The following is a 22715-nucleotide window of genomic DNA, read 5'->3' as shown; positions in this document are numbered from 1 at the left end:
TCGGTGCTTTCAAGCGACGTTTTCAAGCACCACATCCGGGGTAATCCCGAGCGCATGACAGACCTCGCGGGTCATGTCGGGGCGGTTCAGGGTGTAGAAATGCAGATCTTCCACGCCGCCCGCGATCAGGCTGTCGCACAACTCGGTGCACATCGCGGTGGCCAGAAGCTGTTCGCGCCCATCGCGAGTGGCAGCTTCGAACGCCTCTTCCACCCAAGCCGGGATCGAGGTGCCGCAGCGATTGGCAAAGGCCTTGGCGCCCTTCCACGACTGGATCGGCAAAATGCCCGGAATGATCGGCGCGGTGATCCCTTCCTTCACGCAAGCATCGCGGAAGCGGAAAAAGGTCTCGGCCTCAAAGAAGAACTGGGTGATCGCCGAGGTCGCGCCCGCATCGATCTTGCGCTTGAGCCAGCGCACATCCGCCATCGGATCGGCCGCTTCGGGATGCGGTTCCGGATAGGCACCGCAACGGATTTTGAACCGGCCATCCTCGGCCAGCCAGTCGATCAATTCGACCGAAGAGGCAAATCCTTCGGGATGCGCCGTGAAGCGGTCCGCGCCTTTGGGCGGATCGCCGCGCAGCGCGACAATTTCCGTCACGCCGACATCGGCATAGGAATCGATGATTTCTTTCGTTTCAGCCTTCGTCGCATCGACACAGGTCAAATGGGCGGCAACATTTAGCCCGTAATGCTTGTGGATCGTTTCCACCGCATCATGGGTCAATTTACGCGTCGTGCCGCCAGCCCCGTAAGTGACGGAGGTGAAGCCGGGTTTCAGCGGTGCGAGAACCTGAACCGTCTCCCACAGCCGGAAAGACGCATCGAGCGTTTGCGGCGGGAAAAATTCAAAGCTGACCTTGGGCGTGGGCATGTGACTGTCCTTTCGTTTCCCCCTTGTCTCATATTTCGACATGTGAAACAAACTCATAATGTTCAAGAAGGTGTTGAGGCGGCCTCATAATGCACTTGGAATTTCGGCATCTGCGCACGATCAAAGCGATCCATGACGCGGGCGGATTGGCCAAAGCGGCAGATATTTTGCACATCACGCAAAGCGCGCTGTCACATCAGGTCAAAGGTCTTGAAGATCAGGCCGGGGTCGAGCTTTTTGCCCGCCGTTCCAAACCGTTGCGGCTTTCGGCGGCGGGGCTGAAACTGTTGCGTCTGGCCGAACGCATCCTGCCTGAAATTGAGGCAACCGAGGCCGAATTCGCCGCGATCCGGCAAGGGCGCATGGGGCGGCTGCATATCGCGATCGAATGCCATGCCTGTTTCGACTGGCTGTTCCCCGTTCTTGAGGCGTTTCGTCGCGCCTGGCCCGATATCGACATCGATATTCGGCCGGGTCTCGCCTTCAACGCCTTGCCCGCGCTGGCACGCGAAGAGGTGGATTTGGTGATTTCGTCGGACCCCGAAAAGATCGAGGGAATCACCTTCAACCCGCTGTTTGATTATTCGCCGACCTTCATCGCAGCCTCCAATTCACCGCTGGCGCAAAAGCCATTTGTGGTGGCGGAAGACTTTCTTGATCAGACCTTGATCACCTATCCCATCGACCGGGCGCGGTCCGATGTGTTTTCGCTGTTGCTGACCCCCGCGCGGGTCACGCCCAAAGCCCATCGACAGGTGGAACTGACCGCCGTGATCTTGATGCTTGTGGCCTCGGGGCGGGGGGTCGCGGTGCTGCCCGATTGGGTGCTGCGCGAGGTCAGATATCAGCCCGATTACATCACCAAACCGGTGACCGAAAAGGGGCTGACCAAACGCCTTTATGCCGCCACCCGCGCCGAAGATGTGACCGAACCCTATATGGCGCATTTCCTGCGCCTTGCGCGCACCGAGCCGGTCAAGCTGCAACGCGCCTGACCTGCGGGCGGATGTAACGGGCACAATCTTGCGCGTGACGCGGGGCCAAGGGCGCGGTTAAATCGCGCCTTCACATCCCGCAGGGTTCCCATGACCGCCATTCCCCAGCCACGCGCCGCCAGCGCGACCGTTTTCCCGATTCTTTTCGCCATTTCCCTCTGTCACATGCTCAATGATGTGATGCAGTCGATGCTGTCGTCGATCTATCCCATCCTAAAGGCGGATTTCGCGCTGGATTACTGGCAGATCGGACTTTTGACGCTGGCCTTTCAGGGCACCGCATCATTGTTGCAGCCCGCGATCGGCATTTATACCGATGCGCGCCCGCAGCCTTGGTCGTTGCCGATTGCATCGGTGTCGACCTTTGTGGGGGTGATGGGGCTGGCCTTCGCGCCCTCTTATGCGGCGCTGATCTTGGGCGCGATGTTCGTGGGCTTTGGCTCGGCGATCTTCCACCCTGAATCGAGCCGGGTCGCGCGGATCGCCTCGGGCGGGCGATTCGGGCTGGCGCAATCGGTCTTTCAGGTGGGGGGAAATTTCGGCACCGCCATCGGCCCGCTTTTGGCGGCCTTCATCGTGCTGCCTTTCGGGCGCCCATCGGTGGCGCTTTTCGGGGGGCTGGCAGTGCTGGCGGGGATGATCCTGTTTCGGGTCAGCCGCTGGTATGGTGCACATCTGAACGACCGCAAGCGCAAACCCGTGGACAAGACCCTGCCCTTGTCACGCAACCGCACGGTGCTGGCGATTGCCGTGCTGGTGGCCCTGACATTTTCAAAAAACGTCTACATGGCCTCGCTTGGCTCCTATTACACCTTCTACTTGATTGAAAGCTTTGGCGTCGACACGCGCACCGCGCAGTTGATGCTGTTTTTATTCCTTGGCTCGGTCGCGGCGGGCACGGTTTTGGGCGGGCCGGTCGCCGACCGTTGGGGGCCGATGACGGTGATCTGGATTTCGATCTTGGGCGTGTTGCCCTTCACACTCGCCCTGCCGCATGTGGGGTTGACGGGTTCGGCCATTTTAAGCGTGGTGATCGGGCTTATTCTGGCCTCAGCCTTTTCGGCCATCGTCGTCTTTGCCCAAGAATTGCTGCCGGGCCGCGTGGGCATGGTGGCGGGCATCTTCTTTGGGCTCAGCTTCGGGCTGGGCGGCATTGCCGCGGCCGCGCTTGGCCTGATGGCGGACCATACCGGTATCCGCACCGTCTATCTTGTCTGTTCGGCGCTGCCAGCTTTGGGAATACTCACGATCTTCCTGCCCCGCCGCGCCGAATTCATGGCCCGCTGACCCTCTTGGATTCTTTACCTCTGCCGTGTAAGGCAGGCGTTTGAACGCAAGGAGCCCCCCGATGCAAGGCAGTGCCAACCTCAACCTGATGATCAAGGCCGCGCGCAAGGCGGGCCGCTCGCTGGTGAAAGACTTCCGCGAGGTGGAAAACCTGCAAGTCTCGGCCAAGGGGCCCGGCGATTTCGTGTCGAAAGCCGACCGCGAAGCGGAACGGATCATCAAAGAAGAGCTGCGCGGGGCGCGCCCGTCCTATGGCTGGCTGGGCGAAGAAACCGGCGAGGCCGATGGCGAAGACCCGACCCGCCGCTGGATCGTCGACCCGCTGGATGGCACCACCAACTTTCTGCACGGCCTGCCGCATTGGGCCGTGTCCATCGCGTTGGAACACAAGGGCGAGATCGTCGCCGGCGTGGTGTTCGATGCCGCGAAGGACGAACTTTACTACGCCGAAAAAGGCCTTGGCGCGTTCATGAACGAAAGCCGTCTGCGGGTTTCGGGGCGGCGCCACATGATCGAGGCGATCTTTGCCACCGGCGTGCCCTTCGGCGGGCGCTCCACCCTGCCCGCCACGCTGCAAGACCTTGCCCGGCTAATGCCGGTTTGTGCCGGCGTGCGGCGCTGGGGCTCGGCGGCGCTTGACCTCGCCTATGTCGCCTCGGGCCGCTATGATGGGTATTGGGAACGCGGCATCAACGCTTGGGACATGGCGGCGGGCCTGATTCTGGTGAAAGAGGCAGGCGGTTTCGTCGGCCCCGTGCGCGAAGGCCGCGACATTTTCGAATCCGGCGCGGTGATCGCGGGCAATGGCGAGCTTTACGAACCGCTGTGCAAGATCCTGCGCGAAGCGCACTGATCAAAACGGGATCAAAGCGAAAACAGGAAGGGAACATTCCCCTTTACGGTTCACCACTTGTTCACCACATTATGACAGGTTGAAGCCATCACCAGAAGGGGATGCACCATGTTCAACGATGCTGCCTGGACACCTGCGGGAACGGTTTTCGCATCGGCTCACCCGCAAGACAGGCTTTTCCCGCTTGAAGCGGCGCTGGAAGAGATTGGCCGGGCCGCCCGCGACATCGCTTTTGCTGAAACGGCCGATGTGATCGCCTTGGGGCGAATCAAGGTTCTGCGCGACATGATCGCCGCGTGTCATGACGAGGTCGAAAACGAACCGGATCGCACCGTCGCGCTGGAACTGGCCGCCGCGATCGACGGGCTGAGCGCAGAACTCGCCTCGTTCGAAGAAACCTTGCCGATCGAGCGCGCCTTTCGCGCCGATCAGCGCGATCAGGCCATCGCGCAAATCACGGCAGCGCAAGACCGGCTGCAAGGGTTCGTGGCAAACGAGGGGCAGCAAGCCGAAGTGTTCGATCCAGCCCTGACCCGCGAAGAGGCGGTTGAACTGGCGCAGGCTGCGATTGCCCGCACCCCCGCCGAAATCGTGGCCGCCGCCCGGCTTGAGGCCGAGGCGCGCTTTGCTGGCGCCCCGATCCCGCTGCCCGAGAGCAACAATTTCCACTTCACCCAACCCGAAGGCTGGACCGCTTGGCTGGCCAGCCGCATTGCAGAACGGGTCGGCCGGGAAATGGCGGTCGATTAATCCCGCTTCGGGCTGACCAGCCCCCGCTGCACGGCGGGGCGGGCCAAGAACCGCTCCAGATAGGCGGGCACGTTTTCCAATGCCCCCCAGCCGACCGCGTCGGTGACCTTGTAATGCACATCAAGCGCACGCAGCCATGGCGCGATTGCCATATCGGCGATCGAATAGTCGCCGCAAATCCAGTCTTTGCCCGCCAGCGCCCCGTCAAGCACCCCAAGCAAACGCTCGGCCTCGGCGCGGTAGCGTTCTTTTGGACGTGGGTCTTCAATTTCTTTGCCCGCATAGGCGTGGAAGAACCCAAGCTGGCCGAACATCGGCCCCAAGCCCCCCATTTGCCACATCAGCCATTGCAGCACCTGATAGCGCTGCGCCTCGGGCAAGAATTTCCCCGTTTTCTCTGCCAGATAAATCAAGATCGCGCCGCTTTCAAAGAGCGGCATCGGCGCCCCTCCCGGCCCATCCGGGTCGATGATCGCAGGGATCTTGTTATTGGGGTTGAGCGATAGAAATTCGGGGGTCATCTGGTCGTTGGTGTCAAATTTCACCAGATGCGGTTCATAGGCCAGCCCGCATTCTTCCAGCATAATCGACACCTTCACCCCATTGGGCGTTGGCAGGGAATAAAGCTGGATCGCCGCCGGATTGGTTGCGGGCCAGCGCTGGGTGATCGGGAAATGCGTCAGATCGGTCATGGTGCCTCCATTTTGCGCAAGCCTGCCCGAATTCCCCTGTCAGAGAAAGGGACCCCGCGCACAGCCCCTGTCCGGGGCTGCACGGAACCGGGTCACAGCGTCAGCGCCTCTGCCGCCGCCAGATAGGGCAGCCCCTGCGCGGCGGCAACCGGGGCACAGGTGACCTGACCCGCATGCACGTTGAGCCCAGCCAGAAGATGAACATCCTCTCTGCAGGCCTGCCGCCAGCCCTTATCCGCCAGCGCCAGCACAAAGGGCAGCGTGGCATGGCCAAGCGCTTGCGTGGCGGTGCGCGCAACCGCGCCGGGCATATTGGCCACGCAATAATGCACGATCCCCTCCACCTCGAAGATCGGGTCTTGGTGCGTGGTGGGATGCGAGGTTTCGAAACAGCCCCCCTGATCGATGGCAACATCCACCAGCACCGCCCCGGGCTGCATCGTGGCCAGCATCGCACGGGTCACCAGCTTGGGGGCCGCCGCGCCGGGCACCAACACCGCGCCAATCACCAAATCGGCCTTGGCCACCAATTCTGCTGTCAGCGCCGCAGAGGCGTAGCCGGTGCGGAAATCGCGCCCGAAAACCTCGTCAAGATGGCGCAACCGCGGCAAAGAGCGATCCAACACCGTCACCGCCGCGCCCATGCCCGCGGCCACCCGCGCCGCCTGCGTGCCCACCACACCGCCGCCGATCACCAAGACCTGTGCGGGCAAGACACCGGGCACGCCCCCCATCAAAACGCCGCGCCCGCCATTGGCCTTTTGGAGCGCCCAAGCGCCCACCTGTGGCGCAAGCTTCCCTGCCACCTCGGACATCGGCGCCAAAAGCGGCAATCCGCCCGCCGCATCGGTGACCGTTTCATAGGCAATGCAGGTGGCGCCGGACGTGACCAGATCAGCGGTCTGTGCCGGATCGGGCGCAAGGTGAAGATAGGTGAACAGCACCTGCCCCGGCGACAGACGCGCGCGTTCTTCGGCAAGCGGCTCTTTCACCTTCACCACCATCTCAGCCGCGCCCCAGACACTGGCGGCATCGGCGGCGATCACCCCACCGGCCGCGGTATAATCGGCATCGGTGAAGCCAGCGCCCAGCCCCGCTCCGGTCTCGACCAGAACCGAATGGCCATGCGCCACCGCTTCCTGCACCGCATGCGGGGTCAGCCCAACGCGAAATTCCTGCGGTTTGATTTCTTTGACGCATCCGATCTTCATGGCCGTTCCTCCCTGCCTGATCGCCCTAGCTTGCGCCGATTTGCGCGAAAGTTGCATTCAAATCCGCTTGCGCAACCGGCCCTTTCGCGCGCATATCTTCGATCTATTCGCCAAACTTTCGAAGAAGATTGCGCCCCAATGAACCTTGACGCCACAGATCGCCGCATCCTGACTGTTTTGCAAAAGCAGGGCCGCATTTCCAATGCCGAACTCAGCGAACGGGTGAACCTGTCGGCCTCGGCCTGCCACCGCCGGGTGCAGCGGCTGGAAGAAGAGGGCTATATCAAGGATTACGTCGCCCTGCTCGATAACCGGCGCCTAGGCTGCCCGACCACGGTTTTTGTCGAAATCACCCTGACCTGTCAGGCCGACGAGGTGCTGGACGCCTTTGAGCGGGAAGTGAAGAAAATCCCCGGCGTGCTGGAATGCCATCTGATGGCGGGGGCGGCGGATTACCTGCTGAAGGTCGTGGCCGAGGATACCGAAGATTTTGCCCGGGTGCATCGTTCCAAACTGGCGCGGCTACCCGGCGTGCAGGGGATGCAAAGCTCTTTCGCGCTGCGCACCGTGTTCAAAACGACCGCCCTGCCGATTTGAACTGCCGATTTGAGCCGGGCCAGTCGCGCCAAAGTCAGTCGCGCCAAAAGCGCGGCAAGACCAGCACCAAGATCGCCAAAAGACCCAACCGCCCCAAAAGCATCGACAGGCTCATAAGCCAAGTTGCGAGGTCGTTATAATCAACCATCGTGCCGGTGGCCGCCACGGTCGGGCCCACGCCAAAGCCGATATTGCCAATCGCCCCCCAGCTGGCAAAGAGCGCAGACGAGAAATCCACCCCCGTCATCGAGATCAACACCGCGATGATCCCTTGGGTCAGGATATAGCCGGTGACATGCAAGATCAGCGGGCCCATCGTCGCCTCGTCCAGCGGCTTGCCGTCATAGCGCGGCAAGACCACCCGGTTGGGCGAATGAAGCTGCCGGATGGCAGCCTTGATCGCCTCAAGCACAACCTGCACCCGGAACACCGACAGCGACCCCGAGGTGGAGCCGGTGCAGCCGCCCGACATGCCGACAAGAAACACCAGCACGACGACAAAGGCCCCCCAGTCCTCGACCGAGGCAACGCCAAAGCCGGTGCCCGTCAGGATCGACACGAAGTTGAAGCCGGTTTCGCGCAGGATTTGTTCAAATGGCAGATCTTCATGCGCATAGCGCCACAAAACCGCCGCTGCGGTGTAGTAAAGAAACCAACGCAAAAAGGCGCGCACCTGCGCATCGCGCCATAGCGGCGTCACCTGCCCCTGCATCAGTTGCACGTAGCGGATCAGGGGCATGCCCGCCAATAGCATGAACACAATCGACACATAATGCGTGGCGGGCGGGAAATGCGCAAAGCTCTGGTCAGAGGTCGCAAAGCCCCCCGTGGCCATAGTCGACATCGAATTGGCGATCGCATCGAAAGTGGGCATGCCCGCCGCGATATAGGACATCGCACAGGCAATCGTCAGCGCGGTGTAGACCTGCAAAAGCGCCACGGCGATATCGGTGGCGCGCGGCAGCACCTTGCCGAAAGTGTCAAACCCCTCGGTCTGGAAAAAGCGCATGCCGCCGATGCGCATCACCGGCAAGAAGATCATCGCCACGAAGGCGATGCCCAGCCCCCCCGCCCATTGCAGCATGGCGCGCCAGATCAGCACCGAATGGGGCAGATCATCCAACCCCTGAAACACCGTGTAACCGGTTGTGGTCAGGCCAGAAACCGCCTCGAAATAGGCATCGGTCAGGCTGACATCGGGCGCGCCGTGAATGAAGGGCAACGCGGCAAAGGCCGGGGCCAGCACCCAGATCGCGGCGGTCAGCATATAGGCTTGGCGCAAAGACAGCGCCTGTGGCGTATCGGTGCGACTGGCAATCGACAACAGCGCCCCGAACAAAAGCGTTTCCAGCGCGCCTTGCAACATGGCGATCCAATTCGGGTCGCCCAGCAGGTAATCATAGCCAGCGGGCATCAGCATCGCCGCGCCCAGAGCCAGCAGAATGTGGCCGAAAATATAGAAGACGGGTCCGAAATCGGTCATCGGAACGAGCGATGCGCGGGGCCGCGCAAGGACGCAACTCACGAAATCGTGAGTATCGCAATCTGCGCAGACGAAAACGGCTTGTTAAACCCTTGGCGCTAGCGTCGCGGCAGGAGAATGCGATGCGACTCGAACTTGCGGTGATAGCGCTATCCGTTGTGGTTGGCCCGGTCGCGGCGCTGTTGGGTGCCGAGGCGACAGGCAGCGGCCCTTGGGTGATCGTTGTGCCGCCATGGACCGATGCCGAAGCCTTGGCAGAACGTGCTCAGGCGCGGTTGATCGGCCCCGTCGATGCCCCCCTTGGCCATCTTGTTGCCGCCGGTGCCAGCGGCACCGCCGATGACGGCGCGATTCAGCGGCTGGCCGCAGCGGGGGCTTGGGCCGTCGTCGATGCCGAAACGATCCTCGAATTATGCGGAGTAGAATAGATGACGGGAACAAGCACCGAACAGGGCGGGTCGTCGAGAAGGCTGAGATGGTATCTGATGGCGATCGTCGCCAGCGCGGTTCTGGTCACCGGGGTGGCGATCTGGGTTGGCACGGCGACCCTGACCGCCTCGATCATCGCCTGGGTGTTCGTCGGGGTGACCTTGCTGGGCTATTTGCGCGGCGACACGACCAGCGGGCGCACATTGGTGGCACAGGGGTTGGTCGGGCAGGCCATCGCCTTTACTGCCGCGCTGGCCGGGCATCCATGGCAGATTGATAGCCACATGGTCTATTTCGCGGTCATGGCGGCGCTGATCGCGATGGTGGATATTCGCCCGCTGATCTTTGCCGCCGCCACCATCGCGCTGCATCACTTGTCGCTGTCGGTCTTTGTGCCGCGTCTGGTCTACCCCAGCGTCGAACTTTTGGCGAATATCGAACGGACGGCCCTTCATGGCGCGATCGTGGTGGTGGAAACCGCTGTTCTGATCGCAACGGTGCTGCATCGCCAGAAGATGGAAGCCTCGATCTCCGCGCAGCTTGTCGACTTGCAAGCCATGTCCGAACAGGCGGAAGCGGCACAGCGCGTGGCCGAAGAAGCCGCGCAGAATGCCGAATTGCGCCAGCATGAAGCCGAAGAAGCGCTTGAAGAAGCCGAAGCGATGCGCCGTCAGTCTGAAGAGACCGCGCAACGCGCAGCCGATGCAAATGCGCGCGCGCTGGAAGCCTCTGACAAGCTGGCCTCCGAACGCAGCGAACATGCGCAGCATTCCGAGGAAGTGGTGAGCCAATTGCGCACTGCGCTGCGGATGCTATCGGATGGCGATCTGACGGTGCGCCTCGCGCGGATCGACACCTCCGAATACGGCACGCTGAGCGCGGATTTCAATGAAGCTGTGGAACAGCTTTCCTCGGCCATTAGCGTCGCGCTCAATTGCGCCGAAGAGATCAATACCCAGATTGGCGAAATCAACGGCGCCTCGGAAGATCTGTCGGCCCGGACCGAGAAACAGGCTCATGCGCTGGCAAATACCGCAGCCGCGATGAATGAACTGTCCAGCGCGGTCGGCTCTGCCGCGCAAATGGCAGGCTCTGCCGCCGAGGCCGCGCAAGGCGCCGAAAAGCTGGCGCGCGAAAGCACCGAAGTGGGCAGCGCCTCGATCCATGCGATGGGCGAGATCGAGCAAAGCTCGCATCAGATCGCCTCGATCACCTCGGTCATCGACGACATTGCCTTCCAGACCAACCTTTTGGCGCTGAACGCCGGGGTAGAAGCCGCCCGCGCCGGTGAAGCCGGGCGTGGTTTCGCCGTTGTCGCCTCGGAGGTGCGTGACCTTGCGCAACGCTCCTCGGCCTCGGCGCGCGAAATCTCGACGCTGATCCAATCCTCGGAACGGCAGGTGAAAACCGGGGTGGAACTGGTCAACCAGATGGTCACGACGCTGGATGACATCACCAAAGCGGTGGAAAATATTGCGAGCCGCGTGGGCGAGATTGCCCGGTCTGCCGAAGAACAGTCCCGCGCCCTGTCCGATATCAACGGTTCGGTCGAACAGCTTGATTCGGTGACCCAGCAAAATGTCGCGATGTTTGAAGAAACCACGGCGGCGAGCCGTGCGCTCAATGGCATGGCAACACAATTGCGCGAGGCGATGGTCCATTTCCGCACCGAAGCCCAAGGCGCCCCGCAACAGCGCGTGGCTTGAAAAGCGCCCGCAACGGGCACCCGAAAAAGCAAAACCCCCGACGGCGATGCCTCGGGGGTTTTTCGTTGCGGGCGAACCCGCCAGCGTGTTCAAACGCCTGTGCTTAGAGCGCGCCTTCGCGCTGGGCCTTCTTGCGCGCCAGTTTACGGGCACGGCGGATGGCCTCGGCCTTCTCGCGCGCTTTTTTCACGGACGGCTTTTCGAAATGCTGCTTAAGCTTCATTTCACGGAAAACCCCCTCGCGCTGAAGTTTTTTCTTCAGGGCACGAAGCGCTTGTTCGACGTTGTTGTCGCGAACGCTGACCTGCATGTGGTGTCACCACCTTCCTAAGTTTGAGTTGCATCGCTTTGCAGGAAGCGGCGATATAGCAAAGGGAAAGGCATTTGTCTACTGTGCCTCACAAGGGAAAAGCGATGAAAAACGACCATCTGGAAGTGTCGCGCCTGCGCGCCGACCTGCTTGACGCGATTGAACCGCATGTGCCCTTCGACGGCTGGTCGGAACCGGCTTTCAAGGCCGCGATTGCGGATCTGGAAATTGACCCGGCGCTGGCGCGGCTCGCCTGCCCGCGCGGTGCGGTCGATCTGGCGGTAGAGTATCACCGCGCCGCGGACCGGCAATTGGCCGAAGCTTTGGCCGCAGCCGATTTCGAGGGGATGCGGTTTCGCGACAAGGTCGCCGCCGCCGTGCGCATGCGGTTCGATCTGGTCGACCGCGATCTGGTCAGCCGCGGCGCCTCGATCTTTGCGCTGCCGCAAAACGCTGCCACCGGCGCCAAGCTGGTCTGGGATACCGCCGATCTGATCTGGCGCGCGCTGGGCGACACGAGCGAAGATTACAACTGGTATACCAAGCGGCTGACGCTGTCGGGGGTGATTTCATCCACCACGCTTTTTTGGATCGGCGATGACAGCGAAGACCATGCGGAAAGCTGGGCCTTTCTGGATCACCGGATCGAGAATGTGCTGGCCTTCGACAAGGTGAAGTCGGGGCTGATGAAGGTGCCCGGCCTTAAGGGCGTGCTGGAAAACCTGCGCCCGCCATGCCGGATGGCGGCGCCGGGCCACATGCCCCAGAAGGAGGCCGTATGAGCCTGCCGCAACAGATGCGCTGCGTCGAGATTTCGGCCCCCGGCGGGCCGGAAATGCTCAAACCCGCCAGCCGCGCGGTGCCGGTGCCCGGCCCGGGCGAAGTGCTGATCGAGGTGGCCTGGGCGGGTGTGAACCGCCCCGATGCGCTGCAACGCGCAGGCGCCTATAAGGCCCCGCCCGGGGCCTCGGACCTGCCGGGGCTGGAATGTTCGGGCATCATCGCCGCCGTCGGCCCAGAGGTTTCGGGCTGGCAAGTGGGCGATGCGGTCTGTGCGCTTTTGCCGGGCGGCGGCTATGCCGAATATGTCACCTGCCCTGCCGTCCATGTGCTGCCGATCCCGCAAGGCGTCAGCCTGCGCGACGCGGCCTGCCTGCCCGAAACCTGTTTCACCGTCTGGTCCACTGTGGTGATGCGCGGCGGGCTTAAGGCGGGCGAGCGGTTCTTGGTGCATGGCGGCTCGTCTGGCATTGGCACCACCGCCATTCAAATCGCCACGGCGCTGGGTGCGCGGGTTTGGGCCACGGCGGGCAGCGATAGCAAATGCGCCGCCTGCGATGCGCTGGGTGCCACCGCGATCAACTATCGCGAGACCGATTTCGTTGAAGTCCTGCGCGCCGAGGGGGGCGCGAACCTTGTGCTCGATATGGTCGGCGGCAGTTATATCACGCGCAACATCAAGGCGATGGCGGATGACGCGCGGATGGTTTTCATTGCCTTCCTTGAAAGCCCCAAAGCCGAGATCAACTTTGCCCAAGTGATGCTGCGCCGCCTCACGATCACCGGGGCCACGCTGCGCCCACAATCCGATGCCGCCAAAGCCGAGATCGCGCGGCAATTGCGCGCCGAGGTTTGGCCTATGGTCGCGGCCGGAAAGCTCAAGGTCGTGCACGACAGCAGCTTTGCGCTAGAAGCGGCCGCCGAGGCCCATGCGCGCATGGAAACCAATGCCCATATCGGAAAGATCGTTTTGAAAGTTCGCGACAGCTAAGAGGAGGAGGCGATGCCGGACGGACATTTCACCCAGCTCGAGGGCTTTCCCGCCGATGTTCTGGCGGTCGAGGCGCATGGGCGGATCGATCATGATGCCTATGTCAAGGATCTGATCCCCGCCGTCGAGGCGGGGCTTGCCGCCAGCGGCAAGCTGAAACTGCTTTACGCGCTGGGCGAGGATTTCGAGGGTTTCACCGCCGGGGCGATGTTCGAAGATGGCAAGGTCGGCCTGCTGCATCTGGCCGATTTCGCACGCATCGCCGTGGTCAGCGACGTGTCGTGGATCAATGGCGGTGTGCGGCTTTTTGCACCGCTGATCCGCTGCCCGGTGCGCACCTTCCCACGCGCAGAGCTAGCGGCCGCCAAAGCGTGGATTTGCGAAAACGAAGCCCCCGAGGGCGGCCCCGAAATCGCCGCCGATCACAAGCTGGCGATGCTGGAAGACCGCGAGCCCCCGGCCAGTTAAGCCCATCGGCTTAATTCGGGCACCAGCCACACAGGGCCTAGCGCACCTTTTCCATCAGCGCATCGCTCATCTGGCAATCGCGGATCACATCCGGGCCACAACGCCGGGGTGTCAGATCCCGCGTCAGGCAGATGCGTGCCTCCTGTATCCGGCCTTGGCGACATGTGATGGTGATCATCTCGGGCAAGAGGTCCGGATTTTCTTCGAGGAAAGCCGCTTCCACCTCTGCGGCAGGCAGGCGGATGTCTTTGCGCAGCGCGGTAAATACCTGCGGGATGGTGATGCTGTCATAGGCGCGCCGCGCCGTTGCGAAATAATCCACCGCCGAAAGCCCCGCGCAGCGCCCGTGCTTTTTCCATTGATACCACGCCGCGCCATCCGACCCCATGATATCGGCCATCGCAGCGGTTTGCGCGCGGCTTGGGTTGCGGGCGGTCGTTCGGCAATAGCTGGGCCAGCCGGTTTCATTTTGCGGCCAAAGCCCGTGCAGCACGAAATGCGCGTCATTGGCTGGGTCGCATTGCGCCGCCTCACGGCCCGCGCCATCGGTCGCGCACCACCCCGGTGCCCAGCTGAGCGAAAGAACGTAATAGTCGAAAGCGCCCGCCTGCTCGCCCTCGGCCCATGCAGGCAGGGCCAAAAGCGCGGCGCATGCAATCGCAAAAACGCGCATTTTCTCTTTCCTCCGCGCAGTTTCGAGCCTATATAGGCCGACAATTCCCCACCAGAAATGGACCGCGGCCGGGGGGAAGCCCAGGCCGCAGCCGGTTTCACGGCCCGGGTAAGATTTGTAAAGGATGGCCCCGATGACGAACAAGCCCCTGATGGCAAAGGCCACGGCCGTTTGGCTGGTGGACAATACCACGCTCAGCTTCAAGCAAATCGCTGATTTTTGCGGTATGCATGAGCTTGAGGTGCAAGGGATCGCCGATGGTGATGTGGCGGCGGGCGTGAAGGGCCAAGACCCGGTGGCCGGCAACCAGCTCGACCCGAAAGAGATCGAAAAGGGCGAAAAAGATCCGCTTTATAAACTGCGGCTGAAATTCAACGCCGCTGCGGTGGGCGAAGACAAGCGCCGTGGCCCGCGCTACACGCCGCTGTCGAAACGCCAAGACCGCCCGAATGCAATTCTGTGGCTGGTGAAATTCCACCCCGAACTGGCCGATGCGCAAATCGCGCGTCTGGTGGGCACGACCAAGCCGACCATCGCCTCGATCCGGGAACGCACGCACTGGAACATCGCCAATATGACCGCGATCGACCCGGTGGCCTTGGGCCTGTGCCGCCAGTCGGAACTTGACAGCGAAGTGCAAAAAGCCGCCAAGAAACGCGCCGCCGAAGGCGTGATGAGCGATGACGAGCGGCGCAAACTCGTGTCGACCGAGCAAAGCCTTGGCATGGACACCGAGCCGCGCCTGCCCGGCGCGATTGCCGAGCTTGAAGGCTTCACCTTGGGCACCACGCCCGAGCCCGAAAAGGCCGAGGACAAAGACGCCGATCCGAAAGACTTCTCGGATGCTGACAGCTTCTTTAACCTGCCGCATGGCGATGAAGAAGACGAGGATGACGAGGACAGCGGCCCGATACGCTAAGCGTGTCTTGCGCCGTTTGATCTACAAGGCCCTCCCGCTTGGGAGGGCCTTTTGTTTGCGGGGAACGGCAAGTCTGGGCTAAAGCTGCCGCTCCATTGCGACCACGGTGCGATAGCCAAAGATCGCCGCCGTAAGCCAACGGTCGGCGCGCCCGATCACCTTGAACCCCAGCCGGTCGTAAAGCGCGCGGGCACGCAGGTTTTCGCCCACCACCTCCAGTCGCACCCGCGAAAATCCCTGCGCCTGCACCTCTTGGCACAGGGTGGTGACCAGCATCCCGCCAAGCCCAAGCCCACGTGCCCCTGCCGCAACCGCCAGCCCGTCGATCGACACCCCGCCAAGGGGCAGATCCTGCCCCAAGACGGCCAGCGCCAGCATGCGCCAGAACGCCCCGAACAGGCCATAAACAGCCACAAGATCGGATTTCGTGCCCGCGACAAAGGCCCCTTGCCGGGTGCGAAAGCCGATCACGCCCAGAACCCGCCCGGTTTCATCGGTGGCGGCAATAACGTGATGCGGGTCGATCACCCGTTCAATATAGCACAGCGCCTTTGGGGTCGGGCCGATCACCCGGCCCAGCTTGCCACCGAAGGCGTCCCAATAAAGTTGCGCCGCCTGCGCGCGCTGATCCCGCTCCAGCCCATGGCGCAAGGTCACTTTCATTCGGCCTGCCCCCGCAGCGCCGCCTCTAGCGCGGGCAGATCGGCAGGGCTGTTAAGATTGGCAAAAGGGTCAGGCGTGCCCGTGAAAGCCACCTGTGCGGCGCCTTCCAGATAGGGCAGCATTCGGCGTTCCCCGGCGGCGAACAGCGCATCATGACGCGCCAGATCGGCCACGCGCCACAGCGCCGCCGTATAATGGCCGCGCCCGGCGCTGCTGGCATAGGCCGGTGCCCCGGCAGCGGCAAGCCGCACCACAAGGTTGCGCGGCACAAGGGGTGTATCCACCGCGACCGTGGCCAGAAGATCGGCCCCTTCGGCCTCGGCCCAGCGCAGGCCCATGCGCACCCCCGCCATCGGCCCCGCGCCAAGCTCGCTGTCGGCATCGGCCAGAACCGGCAGGCCCAGATCGCCAAACCGGCTGCGCTCGCCATTGGCCGACAGCGCCAGCATTTCGACCTGCGGGGCGAACCGCGCCGCCACCTGCGCCACCAAAGGCTGCCCTGCCAGCACCACAAACGCCTTGTCTGCGCCCATCCGGCGCCCCTGCCCGCCCGCAAGGATCAGACCTGCAATCCGCATATTGCCCCCGATACAATCGCACCCTTGGCGCGCGCGCCCATGCCCCCTAGAACTCGCCTATCGCCCCGAGACGAGCAAGCCCCCGCAATGACACATGCAACGCCGCAGCACACCGGCCCCACCGGCCCCGAAACCACCACCGCCTTTTGGCGCGGGGTGCGGCAGGGGCTGCCCTTCGTTTTGGTGATCGCCCCCTTCGGGTTGTTGTTCGGCGTCGCGGGCAATGAGGCGGGCTTTGACCTGCTGGAGGTGATGGGCTTTTCGGTTCTGGTGATTGCGGGCGCATCGCAATTCACCGCAGTGCAGCTGATGAACGACCATGCCAGCACGGTGATGGTGATCTTGGCCTCGCTCGCGGTGAATCTGCGCATGGCGATGTATTCCGCCTCGCTTGCGCCGCATGTCGGCCCGGCGCCCGCCTGGCAACGCGCGCTGGTCGCCTATTCCATGGTCGATCAGGTCTTTGCGCTGGCCGATAGCGATTACCGGCTGGCCCCCAAACAAAGCCTGCGTGCGAAACTGGCCTATTACACCGGCGCCTGTGTGCCGATCGTGCCCTTGTGGTATGGCTCCACCCTTGCGGGCGCGCTTTTGGGCAAGGCGATACCGCCCGCCTTTGCGCTTGATTTCGCGGTGCCAGTCACCTTTTTGGCGATGATTGCGCCGCTGTTGCGCTCGATCCCGCATCTGGTGGCGGCGGCGGTTTCGGTCATCATGGCGCTGGTGCTGGCCTTCTTGCCTGCGGGCACAGGGTTGATTGTGGCGGCAGTGCTCGCAATGGCGGCGGGTGCACAGACCGAGCTTTGGCTTGCCCGGCGGAGGGCACAGCAATGACCACGGCAGAAACGTACGGCGCCCCCGCCATCTGGCTGATCATCCTTGCGCTGGGGGTGGGCACTTTTTTCCTGCGCTATTCCTTCTTGGGGCTGATCGGGGATCGTCCGCTGCCCGAATGGGCGCTGCGCTATCTGCGCTACACTGCCGTCGCGGTGCTGCCGGGGCTGGTCGCGCCCTTGGTGCTTTGGCCCGATGCCACCGGCGGGCAGCCCGATCCGGCGCGCCTTGCCGCTGCGGCGGCCACGGTTGGCGTGGGGCTGGCCACCCGCAACACGCTGGCCGCGATCATTGGCGGGTTGGCGACGCTTTATGGGGTGCTGTGGCTTTTGGGCTAAGCCACCTTAGTAAGGCAAATTGGTGCCGTGGCGCGCGGGTTCGGCCTGAATCATCAACACGCCCGAATTGTCATCGGGGTCATTGTCATAATGATCCTTGGTCACCACGCCCGGCAATTGCCCAAACGCCTTGGACAGCCGCAGCGGCGAGGTCGTGCGTGGCAGATCTTCGAACCCCGGCATGCTGCGCAACACTTGCGAGGTTTCATTGGCGCACATCATTTTGGGCACAGCGCCATTGGCCTCGACCCGGTCGATAAACGCCTCCGCCAAGGCGGGCGAAACCGGCAGGATTTGCTCACGCACATACCATGTCTCGCGCGCGTGGTAATCAATGTAGAACTTATACATCCGGTCGGTGATGCCGTAATCGACATCGTTACGCTCGGGCACGGTGGGGTGTTTCCATGTGCCCGCCGGGTCAAAGATCACCCGCTCTGACCCATCGATCATCAGCGCCGAATGGCCGCCTGCGCCGGTCGTGGTGCCAATCACCGTAAAGAGCGTGATCGAAGGAGCATTGCCCGTGGAATAGCGTGCGGCATTCACTGCCTCGTCCGGGGCCCAGACGGGTTCGGCACCGCAGGCGGCAAGGGCAAGGGGGAAAACCGTACAGATGATAAGTCGGCGCATCTGCCGGACCTCCTTGGTTAGACAGGCAAGATGGGACACCCTGCCGCAGGCTCGGTCAAACTATGAGCCGCCGCAAAGAACAACCCAAGCGCCGCCCAACAGTGCCAGATTTTGCCAAGGTGTTCCGTCTGCGCCACGCCTGACGCGGGGCCCTAAGAGGCCAGCCCTAAACCGGCGCCCAGTACCAGACCCCCTCACGGTTTTCGCGCCCGATCTCGCCGCGCAGATAAAGGTGGTTCAGATGGGCCACCGCCTCGACCAGCGCCAGACCGTATTCGGCCATGCCGATTTCACGCTTGAACAGCACCGGAAAGCATTCGGTCGCCGTATGGGGCCGTTCGGCCAGACGCGCGCGCAGCCGCTCCAGTGCGCCTTCATGGTTTTCGATCATCTGGCGCAACCGCAAGGGCAGGCCGTAAAACGGCGACTTATGGCCAGGCAGAACAAGCTGATCCTCGGTCGCATAGGGCTGGAAGGCGCGGCAACTTTCCAGCCACTCGGCCACCGGATCAGCCATCGGTTCGGTGGCATAGACCCCCAGATTGGCCGAGATGGAGGGCAAAAGCTGATCGCCGCCCAAAATCAGCCCGTCATCCTCGCTCCATAGCGTGGCATGATCGGGCGCATGGCCATGGCCGATCCGCACCCGCCAGTTGCGCCCGCCCGCGCGGATCACATCCCCTTCGGCCATATTGCGAAACCCAAGCGGCAAAGGGTGCACGCAATCGGCAAAATTGAAGGGGCGTTCCGTCGCGCGAAACTCAAGCAACACCGGATCCATGCCCGCGGCGCGCCAGAAATCGACCGTCTCGGGGACCGGCAGGGCTTGCTCATCAAGGCACAACATCCGCGCGAACAGCCAGCTTGTGCGGGTGGTCCAAAGCTCGGCCCCGCGCGTCTGCAACCACCCCGCCAACCCGATATGATCGGGGTGATAATGGGTCACGATCACACGGGTGACCGGCTTGCCGGACAAGGGGCCATCCAGCGCCTGTTGCAACGCCGCGCGGCAGGCTTTGCTGTCGATACCGGGATCGACCAGCGTCCAGCCATCGCCATCATCCAAGGCATAGGCATTGACGTGATCAAGCGCCATCGGCAGCGGCAGGCGCAGCCAAAGCAGGCCGGGGGCAATTTCTTGGGTGGTGCCGAAAGCGGGCGGGGTTTCGAACGGGTAGCGCAGGCCGTGGCGTGTTTTCATACCCCGAGGTCATCGGGCGAAAGCGCGAAAAGGTCAACTGCCCCCGCGCGCGCCGCCGCCAGATCGGCCTCTGCTTGCGGCAGAATGCGGCGAATATAGACCGCCGCCAGTTTCGCGCGCCCTGCATCGGCCAAGGCCGCCTGCAAATGGTAATGTGCGCCCAACACCCGCGCAAAGGCCCGCAGATAGGGCACCGCCCCGGCAAAGCGGTCTTGCGCGTCGCGCGCGATCAGCCCCTCGGTGTGCTCGCGCATCGTCTCGGCGGCCTGCCAGACCGCCTCGGCCAGATCGGGTAAGGTTTCGCGCGCGGCCTTGGCAGCATCTTCGACCTCTTGCAAAAGCCGAAACGCCGCGCGGCCCTCATCCATCATTTTGCGGCCCACAAGGTCCATCGCCTGAATGCCGTTTGTGCCCTCGTAAATCGCGGTCACACGCACGTCGCGCAAATATTGCGCGGCGCCCGTTTCCTCGACAAAGCCCATGCCGCCATGCACCTGAATGCCCTGATCCGCAACCCAGATCCCCACATCAGTGCCGTAGGCCTTGGCAATCGGGGTGAGCAGCGCGGCCCGCGCCGTCCAATCCGCCTCGCCCGTCGCGCGGCCCATATCCAGCGCCACCGCACAGGCCAGCGCGATGGCGCGCGCGGCAAAAATCTCGGCACGCATTTCGGCCAGCATCCGGCGCACATCGGCATGTTCGATAATGGGCGCGAATTGCACCCGTTCCTGCGCATAGGCGAGCGCCTTTTGATACGCGCCTTCCGCCACGCCGATCCCCTGCACGCCAACGGCCAGCCGCGCGTTGTTCATCATCGTGAACATCGCCGCCATCCCCTTGCCGGGGTCACCGACCAACCAGCCCGTCGCGCCTTCAAAGGCCATCACGCAGGTGGGCGAGCCGTGCAGGCCCATTTTATGTTCCAAAGATACAACTTTCAGGCTGTTTGCCGCGCCCGGATTGCCCGCCGCATCTGGAAGGAATTTCGGCACCATGAAAAGGCTGATCCCCTTGGTGCCCGGTGCCGCATCGGGTAGCCGCGCCAGCACAAGGTGGCAGACATTGTCCACCATGTCGGAATCGCCCCAAGAGATGAAAATCTTCTGGCCCGAGATCGCATAGGTGCCATCGCCCTTCGGCTCGGCCTTGCTGCGCAACGCCCCCACATCGGACCCGGCCTGCGCCTCGGTCAGGTTCATCGTCCCCGACCATGCGCCCGAAATCAGCTTGGGAATATATAGGGCTTTGATCTCTTCGCTGGCGTGATGTTCCAGCGCCTCGATCTGGCCTTGGGTCAAAAGCGGCTTAAGTTGCAGCGCAAGGTTCGCCCCCGACATCATGTCATTCAGCGCAACGCACAGGGTTTGCGGCAACCCCATCCCGCCATAATCGGCGGGCGCGGCAATCGCGACCCACTGGCCCTCGGCAATCTGGGCATAGGCTTCTTTGAAACCCGGACTGGTGCGCACCACCCCATTTTCCAGCCGCGCCGGATGCAAATCGCCCGCACGCAGCAAGGGGGCCATGACCTCATCGCACAGCCGCCCGGCCTCGGTCAGCACCGCTTCGACGGTTTCACCCGTCGCCTCGGCGAAACGCGCGGTTTGTGCAACCGGAGCCAGCGGCACCACCTTGTCGAGAATGAAGCGAATATCGGCAACGGGGGAGCGATAGGCCATGGCGGTCTCCTTGGGCTTCGGCGGGCGCGCTTGGCAATTTTGGCGCAGGCGCGTATGTCCTGAAATTCAGGGCAGGTTACCGCAAGGGAAAGCCCCGTCTACCGCAACGCAGCGTCACGAAAGGAAAGGGCCGCGAATGACTGAACGTCTGGGCGCCGATGCCGCCGGGCTGGCCCGTGCCGCAGCACTTTTGCGGGCGGGCGACTTGGTCGCCTTTCCGACCGAAACCGTCTATGGGCTGGGCGGCGATGCGCGCAACGGCGCAGCGGTGGCGGGTATTTTCGCCGCGAAGGGCCGCCCACGTTTCAACCCGCTGATCGTGCATGTGGCCGATCTGGAGATGGCCGCGCAGATTGCCGCGGTTTCGCCGCAAGCCTACGATCTGGTGCAAGCATTCTGGCCCGGCCCGCTGACCCTCGTTTTGCCCTTGCGCAAGGAAGCGGGCCTTTCTGATCTGGTCACCGCCGGGCTGGACACGGTGGCCTTACGGATGCCCGCGCATCCTTTGTCCCGTGCGCTGTTGCAGGCATTCGGCGGGCCGCTCGCCGCGCCCTCGGCCAACCCCTCGGGCAAGGTCAGCCCCACCACCGCCGATCATGTGCTAGAGGGGCTTTCGGGCAAGATCGCCGCCGTTTTGGACGGCGGGGCCTGCGCGGTGGGGGTGGAATCGACCATCCTTAGCCTTGAGCCGCCGCGCCTTTTGCGCCCCGGCGGGCTGCCGGTCGAAGCCCTAGAGACGGCGCTGGGCGCCCCGCTTGCCATGGGGGGCGATGCGGCCAAACCCAATGCGCCGGGTCAGCTTAGCTCGCATTATGCGCCCGGCGCGGCGGTGCGGCTGATGGCAACCGAAACGCATGAAAATGAGGTCTTCATCGGCTTTGGCCCCGGCCCGGAAGCCGATCTGTCGCTGTCTGAAAGCGGCGATCTGGTCGAGGCGGCGGCGCTGTTGTTTGCGACCTTGCGCAAGGCCGATGTGCTGGCAAGCCAGCGTGGCGCCGAAACCATTGCCGTGGCCCCGGTGCCCGAAACGGGGCTGGGCCGAGCAATCAACGACCGGCTGCGCCGCGCCGCCGCGCCGCGCGGCTAGGCAAGGGGCCGATCAGGCATGCCCTGCCGCCGCCGATAGCGTGCGCGGATCAATCCCCATCAGGCCCAAGGCCCGGGTCCATTTCGTGGCATGATCGGAGTCCAGCGCCAGCTCCGGGTTGGCATCGGTCGTCAGCCAGCCATTGGCCAGAATTTCCTGCTCTAGCTGCCCCGGCCCCCAGCCCGCGTAGCCCAGCATCAGCGTCGCGTGCGCCGGACCACGGCCTGCGCCCATTTCTTCCAAAATATCGCGCGTCGCGGTCATCGCCAGCCCCTCGCCAACCGTCATCGTGGCGGCGAACCAATCGGCGGTATGCAGCACAAAGCCCCGCCCGGTTTCGACCGGCCCGCCAAACAAGATCGGATCGCCCCGGCGCACGCCTTCCGCCAGTGGAATCCCGATCTGGTCAAACAACCCGCCAAGGTCGGGCTCGGGCACCGGTTTGTTGACAATCAACCCCATCGCGCCGTCCTCGGAATGGGCGCACATCACCACCACCGAATGTTCGAATCGCGGATCCTCCATCCCCGGCATGGCAATCAGTAGTTTCCCGGTGAGATCCATCACACCCCCTTTGCGCGCGACATGCGCCCCTCAAAAGTGGCGCGGCTGCGTCCGGCATTCAACCCCCGGGGCGCGACGCACAAGGTTAAGCCGCCCCGTTTGCGCGCTTGGCGTTTTT

At 63.2% G+C, this 22715-nt stretch carries 26 protein-coding genes; 14 read left to right on the top strand and 12 right to left on the bottom strand.

Annotated features, from left to right (window positions below; translation table 11 throughout):
* Positions 1-9: 9 nt before the first annotated feature.
* Positions 10-876, bottom strand: a complete 867-nt coding sequence (metF, locus tag CKO11_RS01945) for a methylenetetrahydrofolate reductase [NAD(P)H] (RefSeq protein WP_223632253.1) — start codon at positions 874-876, stop codon at positions 10-12.
* A gap of 89 nt (positions 877-965) precedes the next feature.
* Here metF and CKO11_RS01940 point away from each other — a divergent pair, with 89 nt between their 5' ends.
* From CKO11_RS01940 to CKO11_RS01925, 4 genes are all read left to right on the top strand, one after another.
* Positions 966-1871, top strand: coding sequence for a LysR family transcriptional regulator (locus CKO11_RS01940; protein WP_223632252.1), 906 nt, complete (start codon positions 966-968; stop codon positions 1869-1871).
* A 90-nt stretch (positions 1872-1961) separates the two neighbouring features.
* Complete coding sequence (locus CKO11_RS01935) at positions 1962-3158, top strand: MFS transporter (protein ID WP_223632251.1); 1197 nt, start codon at positions 1962-1964, stop codon at positions 3156-3158.
* A gap of 61 nt (positions 3159-3219) precedes the next feature.
* On the top strand, positions 3220-4011 hold the full coding sequence (locus CKO11_RS01930; RefSeq protein WP_223632250.1) for an inositol monophosphatase family protein: 792 nt from the start codon (positions 3220-3222) through the stop codon (positions 4009-4011).
* A 108-nt stretch (positions 4012-4119) separates the two neighbouring features.
* On the top strand, positions 4120-4761 hold the full coding sequence (locus tag CKO11_RS01925) for a hypothetical protein (RefSeq protein WP_223632248.1): 642 nt from the start codon (positions 4120-4122) through the stop codon (positions 4759-4761).
* On the opposite strand, the gene CKO11_RS01920 is transcribed toward CKO11_RS01925, so the two are convergent.
* Together CKO11_RS01920 and ald are read right to left on the bottom strand one after the other, a co-directional pair.
* Entirely contained in the window at positions 4758-5453 is a 696-nt protein-coding gene (locus CKO11_RS01920) for a glutathione S-transferase N-terminal domain-containing protein (protein ID WP_223632246.1), read from the bottom strand. The two genes, CKO11_RS01925 and CKO11_RS01920, sit on opposite strands and share 4 nt — an antisense overlap.
* 92 nt (positions 5454-5545) lie before the next feature.
* Positions 5546-6664 carry an alanine dehydrogenase gene (gene ald, locus CKO11_RS01915; protein WP_223632244.1) on the bottom strand — a complete coding sequence of 373 codons (1119 nt, stop codon included), beginning with the start codon at positions 6662-6664 and terminating at the stop codon, positions 5546-5548.
* Between the two features lie 138 nt (positions 6665-6802).
* Between ald and CKO11_RS01910 the strand changes: the two genes are divergently transcribed.
* A complete protein-coding gene (locus tag CKO11_RS01910) occupies positions 6803-7261 on the top strand; it encodes an Lrp/AsnC family transcriptional regulator (RefSeq protein ID WP_223632242.1) in 459 nt (152 codons plus the stop codon).
* 34 nt (positions 7262-7295) lie between these two features.
* Here CKO11_RS01910 and CKO11_RS01905 read toward each other — a convergent pair whose 3' ends face one another.
* On the bottom strand, positions 7296-8744 hold the full coding sequence (locus CKO11_RS01905; protein ID WP_223632240.1) for a TrkH family potassium uptake protein: 1449 nt from the start codon (positions 8742-8744) through the stop codon (positions 7296-7298).
* Positions 8745-8866: 122 nt separating this feature from the next.
* On the opposite strand from CKO11_RS01905, the gene CKO11_RS01900 reads away from it, so the two are divergent.
* Together CKO11_RS01900 and CKO11_RS01895 are read left to right on the top strand one after the other, a co-directional pair.
* Positions 8867-9172, top strand: a complete 306-nt coding sequence (locus CKO11_RS01900; protein WP_223632238.1) for a hypothetical protein — start codon at positions 8867-8869, stop codon at positions 9170-9172.
* Positions 9173-10879 (top strand): methyl-accepting chemotaxis protein, encoded by a 1707-nt coding sequence (locus CKO11_RS01895; RefSeq protein ID WP_223632236.1) that lies wholly within the window; start codon positions 9173-9175, stop codon positions 10877-10879.
* A gap of 103 nt (positions 10880-10982) precedes the next feature.
* On the opposite strand, the gene rpsU is transcribed toward CKO11_RS01895, so the two are convergent.
* Positions 10983-11189, bottom strand: a complete 207-nt coding sequence (rpsU, locus tag CKO11_RS01890; RefSeq protein ID WP_010398727.1) for a 30S ribosomal protein S21 — start codon at positions 11187-11189, stop codon at positions 10983-10985.
* 104 nt (positions 11190-11293) lie between these two features.
* Here rpsU and CKO11_RS01885 point away from each other — a divergent pair, with 104 nt between their 5' ends.
* From CKO11_RS01885 to CKO11_RS01875, 3 genes are read left to right on the top strand one after another with little or no spacing between them, the layout of a single operon-like run.
* Complete coding sequence (locus tag CKO11_RS01885; RefSeq protein WP_223632234.1) at positions 11294-11971, top strand: COQ9 family protein; 678 nt, start codon at positions 11294-11296, stop codon at positions 11969-11971.
* Entirely contained in the window at positions 11968-12960 is a 993-nt protein-coding gene (locus tag CKO11_RS01880; protein ID WP_223632232.1) for an NAD(P)H-quinone oxidoreductase, read from the top strand. The genes CKO11_RS01885 and CKO11_RS01880 overlap by 4 nt, the downstream gene beginning before the upstream one ends.
* A 12-nt stretch (positions 12961-12972) precedes the next feature.
* Complete coding sequence (locus CKO11_RS01875; protein WP_223632230.1) at positions 12973-13428, top strand: STAS/SEC14 domain-containing protein; 456 nt, start codon at positions 12973-12975, stop codon at positions 13426-13428.
* Between the two features lie 37 nt (positions 13429-13465).
* Here CKO11_RS01875 and CKO11_RS01870 read toward each other — a convergent pair whose 3' ends face one another.
* On the bottom strand, positions 13466-14101 hold the full coding sequence (locus CKO11_RS01870) for a ribonuclease T2 family protein (protein WP_223632228.1): 636 nt from the start codon (positions 14099-14101) through the stop codon (positions 13466-13468).
* Positions 14102-14234: 133 nt separating this feature from the next.
* Between CKO11_RS01870 and CKO11_RS01865 the strand changes: the two genes are divergently transcribed.
* On the top strand, positions 14235-15020 hold the full coding sequence (locus CKO11_RS01865; protein WP_223632226.1) for a DUF1013 domain-containing protein: 786 nt from the start codon (positions 14235-14237) through the stop codon (positions 15018-15020).
* A 78-nt stretch (positions 15021-15098) separates the two neighbouring features.
* On the opposite strand, the gene CKO11_RS01860 is transcribed toward CKO11_RS01865, so the two are convergent.
* Positions 15099-15683, bottom strand: coding sequence for a GNAT family N-acetyltransferase (locus CKO11_RS01860; RefSeq protein ID WP_223632224.1), 585 nt, complete (start codon positions 15681-15683; stop codon positions 15099-15101).
* The gene (gene mobA, locus CKO11_RS01855; RefSeq protein WP_223632223.1) at positions 15680-16261 is read right to left on the bottom strand and encodes a molybdenum cofactor guanylyltransferase MobA; all 582 of its coding nucleotides are present in this window, start codon (positions 16259-16261) and stop codon (positions 15680-15682) included. Before mobA ends, CKO11_RS01860 begins: the two co-directional genes overlap by 4 nt.
* Before the next feature lie 87 nt (positions 16262-16348).
* Here mobA and CKO11_RS01850 point away from each other — a divergent pair, with 87 nt between their 5' ends.
* Complete coding sequence (locus CKO11_RS01850) at positions 16349-17095, top strand: AzlC family ABC transporter permease (protein WP_223632222.1); 747 nt, start codon at positions 16349-16351, stop codon at positions 17093-17095.
* A complete protein-coding gene (locus tag CKO11_RS01845; protein WP_223632221.1) occupies positions 17092-17433 on the top strand; it encodes an AzlD domain-containing protein in 342 nt (113 codons plus the stop codon). Before CKO11_RS01850 ends, CKO11_RS01845 begins: the two co-directional genes overlap by 4 nt.
* A gap of 6 nt (positions 17434-17439) precedes the next feature.
* Here CKO11_RS01845 and CKO11_RS01840 read toward each other — a convergent pair whose 3' ends face one another.
* From CKO11_RS01840 to CKO11_RS01830, 3 genes are all read right to left on the bottom strand, one after another.
* On the bottom strand, positions 17440-18066 hold the full coding sequence (locus tag CKO11_RS01840; protein WP_223632220.1) for a hypothetical protein: 627 nt from the start codon (positions 18064-18066) through the stop codon (positions 17440-17442).
* 166 nt (positions 18067-18232) lie between these two features.
* On the bottom strand, positions 18233-19267 hold the full coding sequence (locus CKO11_RS01835; RefSeq protein ID WP_223632219.1) for an MBL fold metallo-hydrolase: 1035 nt from the start codon (positions 19265-19267) through the stop codon (positions 18233-18235).
* Positions 19264-20946, bottom strand: coding sequence for an acyl-CoA dehydrogenase (locus tag CKO11_RS01830; RefSeq protein ID WP_223632218.1), 1683 nt, complete (start codon positions 20944-20946; stop codon positions 19264-19266). The genes CKO11_RS01835 and CKO11_RS01830 overlap by 4 nt, the downstream gene beginning before the upstream one ends.
* A 136-nt stretch (positions 20947-21082) precedes the next feature.
* Between CKO11_RS01830 and CKO11_RS01825 the strand changes: the two genes are divergently transcribed.
* On the top strand, positions 21083-22033 hold the full coding sequence (locus tag CKO11_RS01825) for an L-threonylcarbamoyladenylate synthase (RefSeq protein ID WP_223632217.1): 951 nt from the start codon (positions 21083-21085) through the stop codon (positions 22031-22033).
* A 12-nt stretch (positions 22034-22045) separates the two neighbouring features.
* Here the strand turns inward: CKO11_RS01825 and CKO11_RS01820 are convergent, their stop codons facing one another.
* Positions 22046-22597, bottom strand: a complete 552-nt coding sequence (locus CKO11_RS01820; protein ID WP_223632215.1) for a YqgE/AlgH family protein — start codon at positions 22595-22597, stop codon at positions 22046-22048.
* Between the last annotated feature and the right edge of the window lie 118 nt (positions 22598-22715).

It is taken from the genome of Rhodobacter sp. TJ_12 (genome assembly GCF_020023995.1).
Classification (GTDB): domain Bacteria; phylum Pseudomonadota; class Alphaproteobacteria; order Rhodobacterales; family Rhodobacteraceae; genus Rhodobacter.
The sequence above is the reverse complement of the archived record's forward strand: the minus strand, read 5'-3'. Positions and strand labels throughout refer to the sequence as shown.

Bases quoted from the DNA above. Each gene is read 5' to 3' on its own strand.
- CKO11_RS01930 (WP_223632250.1), top strand. From the start codon at position 3,220: ATGCAAGGCAGTGCCAACCTCAACCTGATGATCAAGGCCGCGCGCAAG.
- CKO11_RS01820 (WP_223632215.1), bottom strand. From the start codon at position 22,597: ATGGATCTCACCGGGAAACTACTGATTGCCATGCCGGGGATGGAGGAT.
- CKO11_RS01880 (WP_223632232.1), top strand. From the start codon at position 11,968: ATGAGCCTGCCGCAACAGATGCGCTGCGTCGAGATTTCGGCCCCCGGC.
- CKO11_RS01860 (WP_223632224.1), bottom strand. From the start codon at position 15,683: ATGAAAGTGACCTTGCGCCATGGGCTGGAGCGGGATCAGCGCGCGCAG.
- CKO11_RS01920 (WP_223632246.1), bottom strand. From the start codon at position 5,453: ATGACCGATCTGACGCATTTCCCGATCACCCAGCGCTGGCCCGCAACC.
- CKO11_RS01825 (WP_223632217.1), top strand. From the start codon at position 21,083: ATGACTGAACGTCTGGGCGCCGATGCCGCCGGGCTGGCCCGTGCCGCA.
- rpsU (WP_010398727.1), bottom strand. From the start codon at position 11,189: ATGCAGGTCAGCGTTCGCGACAACAACGTCGAACAAGCGCTTCGTGCC.
- ald (WP_223632244.1), bottom strand. From the start codon at position 6,664: ATGAAGATCGGATGCGTCAAAGAAATCAAACCGCAGGAATTTCGCGTT.
- CKO11_RS01940 (WP_223632252.1), top strand. From the start codon at position 966: ATGCACTTGGAATTTCGGCATCTGCGCACGATCAAAGCGATCCATGAC.
- CKO11_RS01850 (WP_223632222.1), top strand. From the start codon at position 16,349: ATGACACATGCAACGCCGCAGCACACCGGCCCCACCGGCCCCGAAACC.
- CKO11_RS01845 (WP_223632221.1), top strand. From the start codon at position 17,092: ATGACCACGGCAGAAACGTACGGCGCCCCCGCCATCTGGCTGATCATC.
- CKO11_RS01840 (WP_223632220.1), bottom strand. From the start codon at position 18,066: ATGCGCCGACTTATCATCTGTACGGTTTTCCCCCTTGCCCTTGCCGCC.
- mobA (WP_223632223.1), bottom strand. From the start codon at position 16,261: ATGCGGATTGCAGGTCTGATCCTTGCGGGCGGGCAGGGGCGCCGGATG.
- CKO11_RS01830 (WP_223632218.1), bottom strand. From the start codon at position 20,946: ATGGCCTATCGCTCCCCCGTTGCCGATATTCGCTTCATTCTCGACAAG.
- CKO11_RS01925 (WP_223632248.1), top strand. From the start codon at position 4,120: ATGTTCAACGATGCTGCCTGGACACCTGCGGGAACGGTTTTCGCATCG.
- CKO11_RS01895 (WP_223632236.1), top strand. From the start codon at position 9,173: ATGACGGGAACAAGCACCGAACAGGGCGGGTCGTCGAGAAGGCTGAGA.
- CKO11_RS01835 (WP_223632219.1), bottom strand. From the start codon at position 19,267: ATGAAAACACGCCACGGCCTGCGCTACCCGTTCGAAACCCCGCCCGCT.
- metF (WP_223632253.1), bottom strand. From the start codon at position 876: ATGCCCACGCCCAAGGTCAGCTTTGAATTTTTCCCGCCGCAAACGCTC.
- CKO11_RS01935 (WP_223632251.1), top strand. From the start codon at position 1,962: ATGACCGCCATTCCCCAGCCACGCGCCGCCAGCGCGACCGTTTTCCCG.
- CKO11_RS01910 (WP_223632242.1), top strand. From the start codon at position 6,803: ATGAACCTTGACGCCACAGATCGCCGCATCCTGACTGTTTTGCAAAAG.
- CKO11_RS01865 (WP_223632226.1), top strand. From the start codon at position 14,235: ATGACGAACAAGCCCCTGATGGCAAAGGCCACGGCCGTTTGGCTGGTG.
- CKO11_RS01905 (WP_223632240.1), bottom strand. From the start codon at position 8,744: ATGACCGATTTCGGACCCGTCTTCTATATTTTCGGCCACATTCTGCTG.
- CKO11_RS01900 (WP_223632238.1), top strand. From the start codon at position 8,867: ATGCGACTCGAACTTGCGGTGATAGCGCTATCCGTTGTGGTTGGCCCG.
- CKO11_RS01875 (WP_223632230.1), top strand. From the start codon at position 12,973: ATGCCGGACGGACATTTCACCCAGCTCGAGGGCTTTCCCGCCGATGTT.
- CKO11_RS01885 (WP_223632234.1), top strand. From the start codon at position 11,294: ATGAAAAACGACCATCTGGAAGTGTCGCGCCTGCGCGCCGACCTGCTT.
- CKO11_RS01870 (WP_223632228.1), bottom strand. From the start codon at position 14,101: ATGCGCGTTTTTGCGATTGCATGCGCCGCGCTTTTGGCCCTGCCTGCA.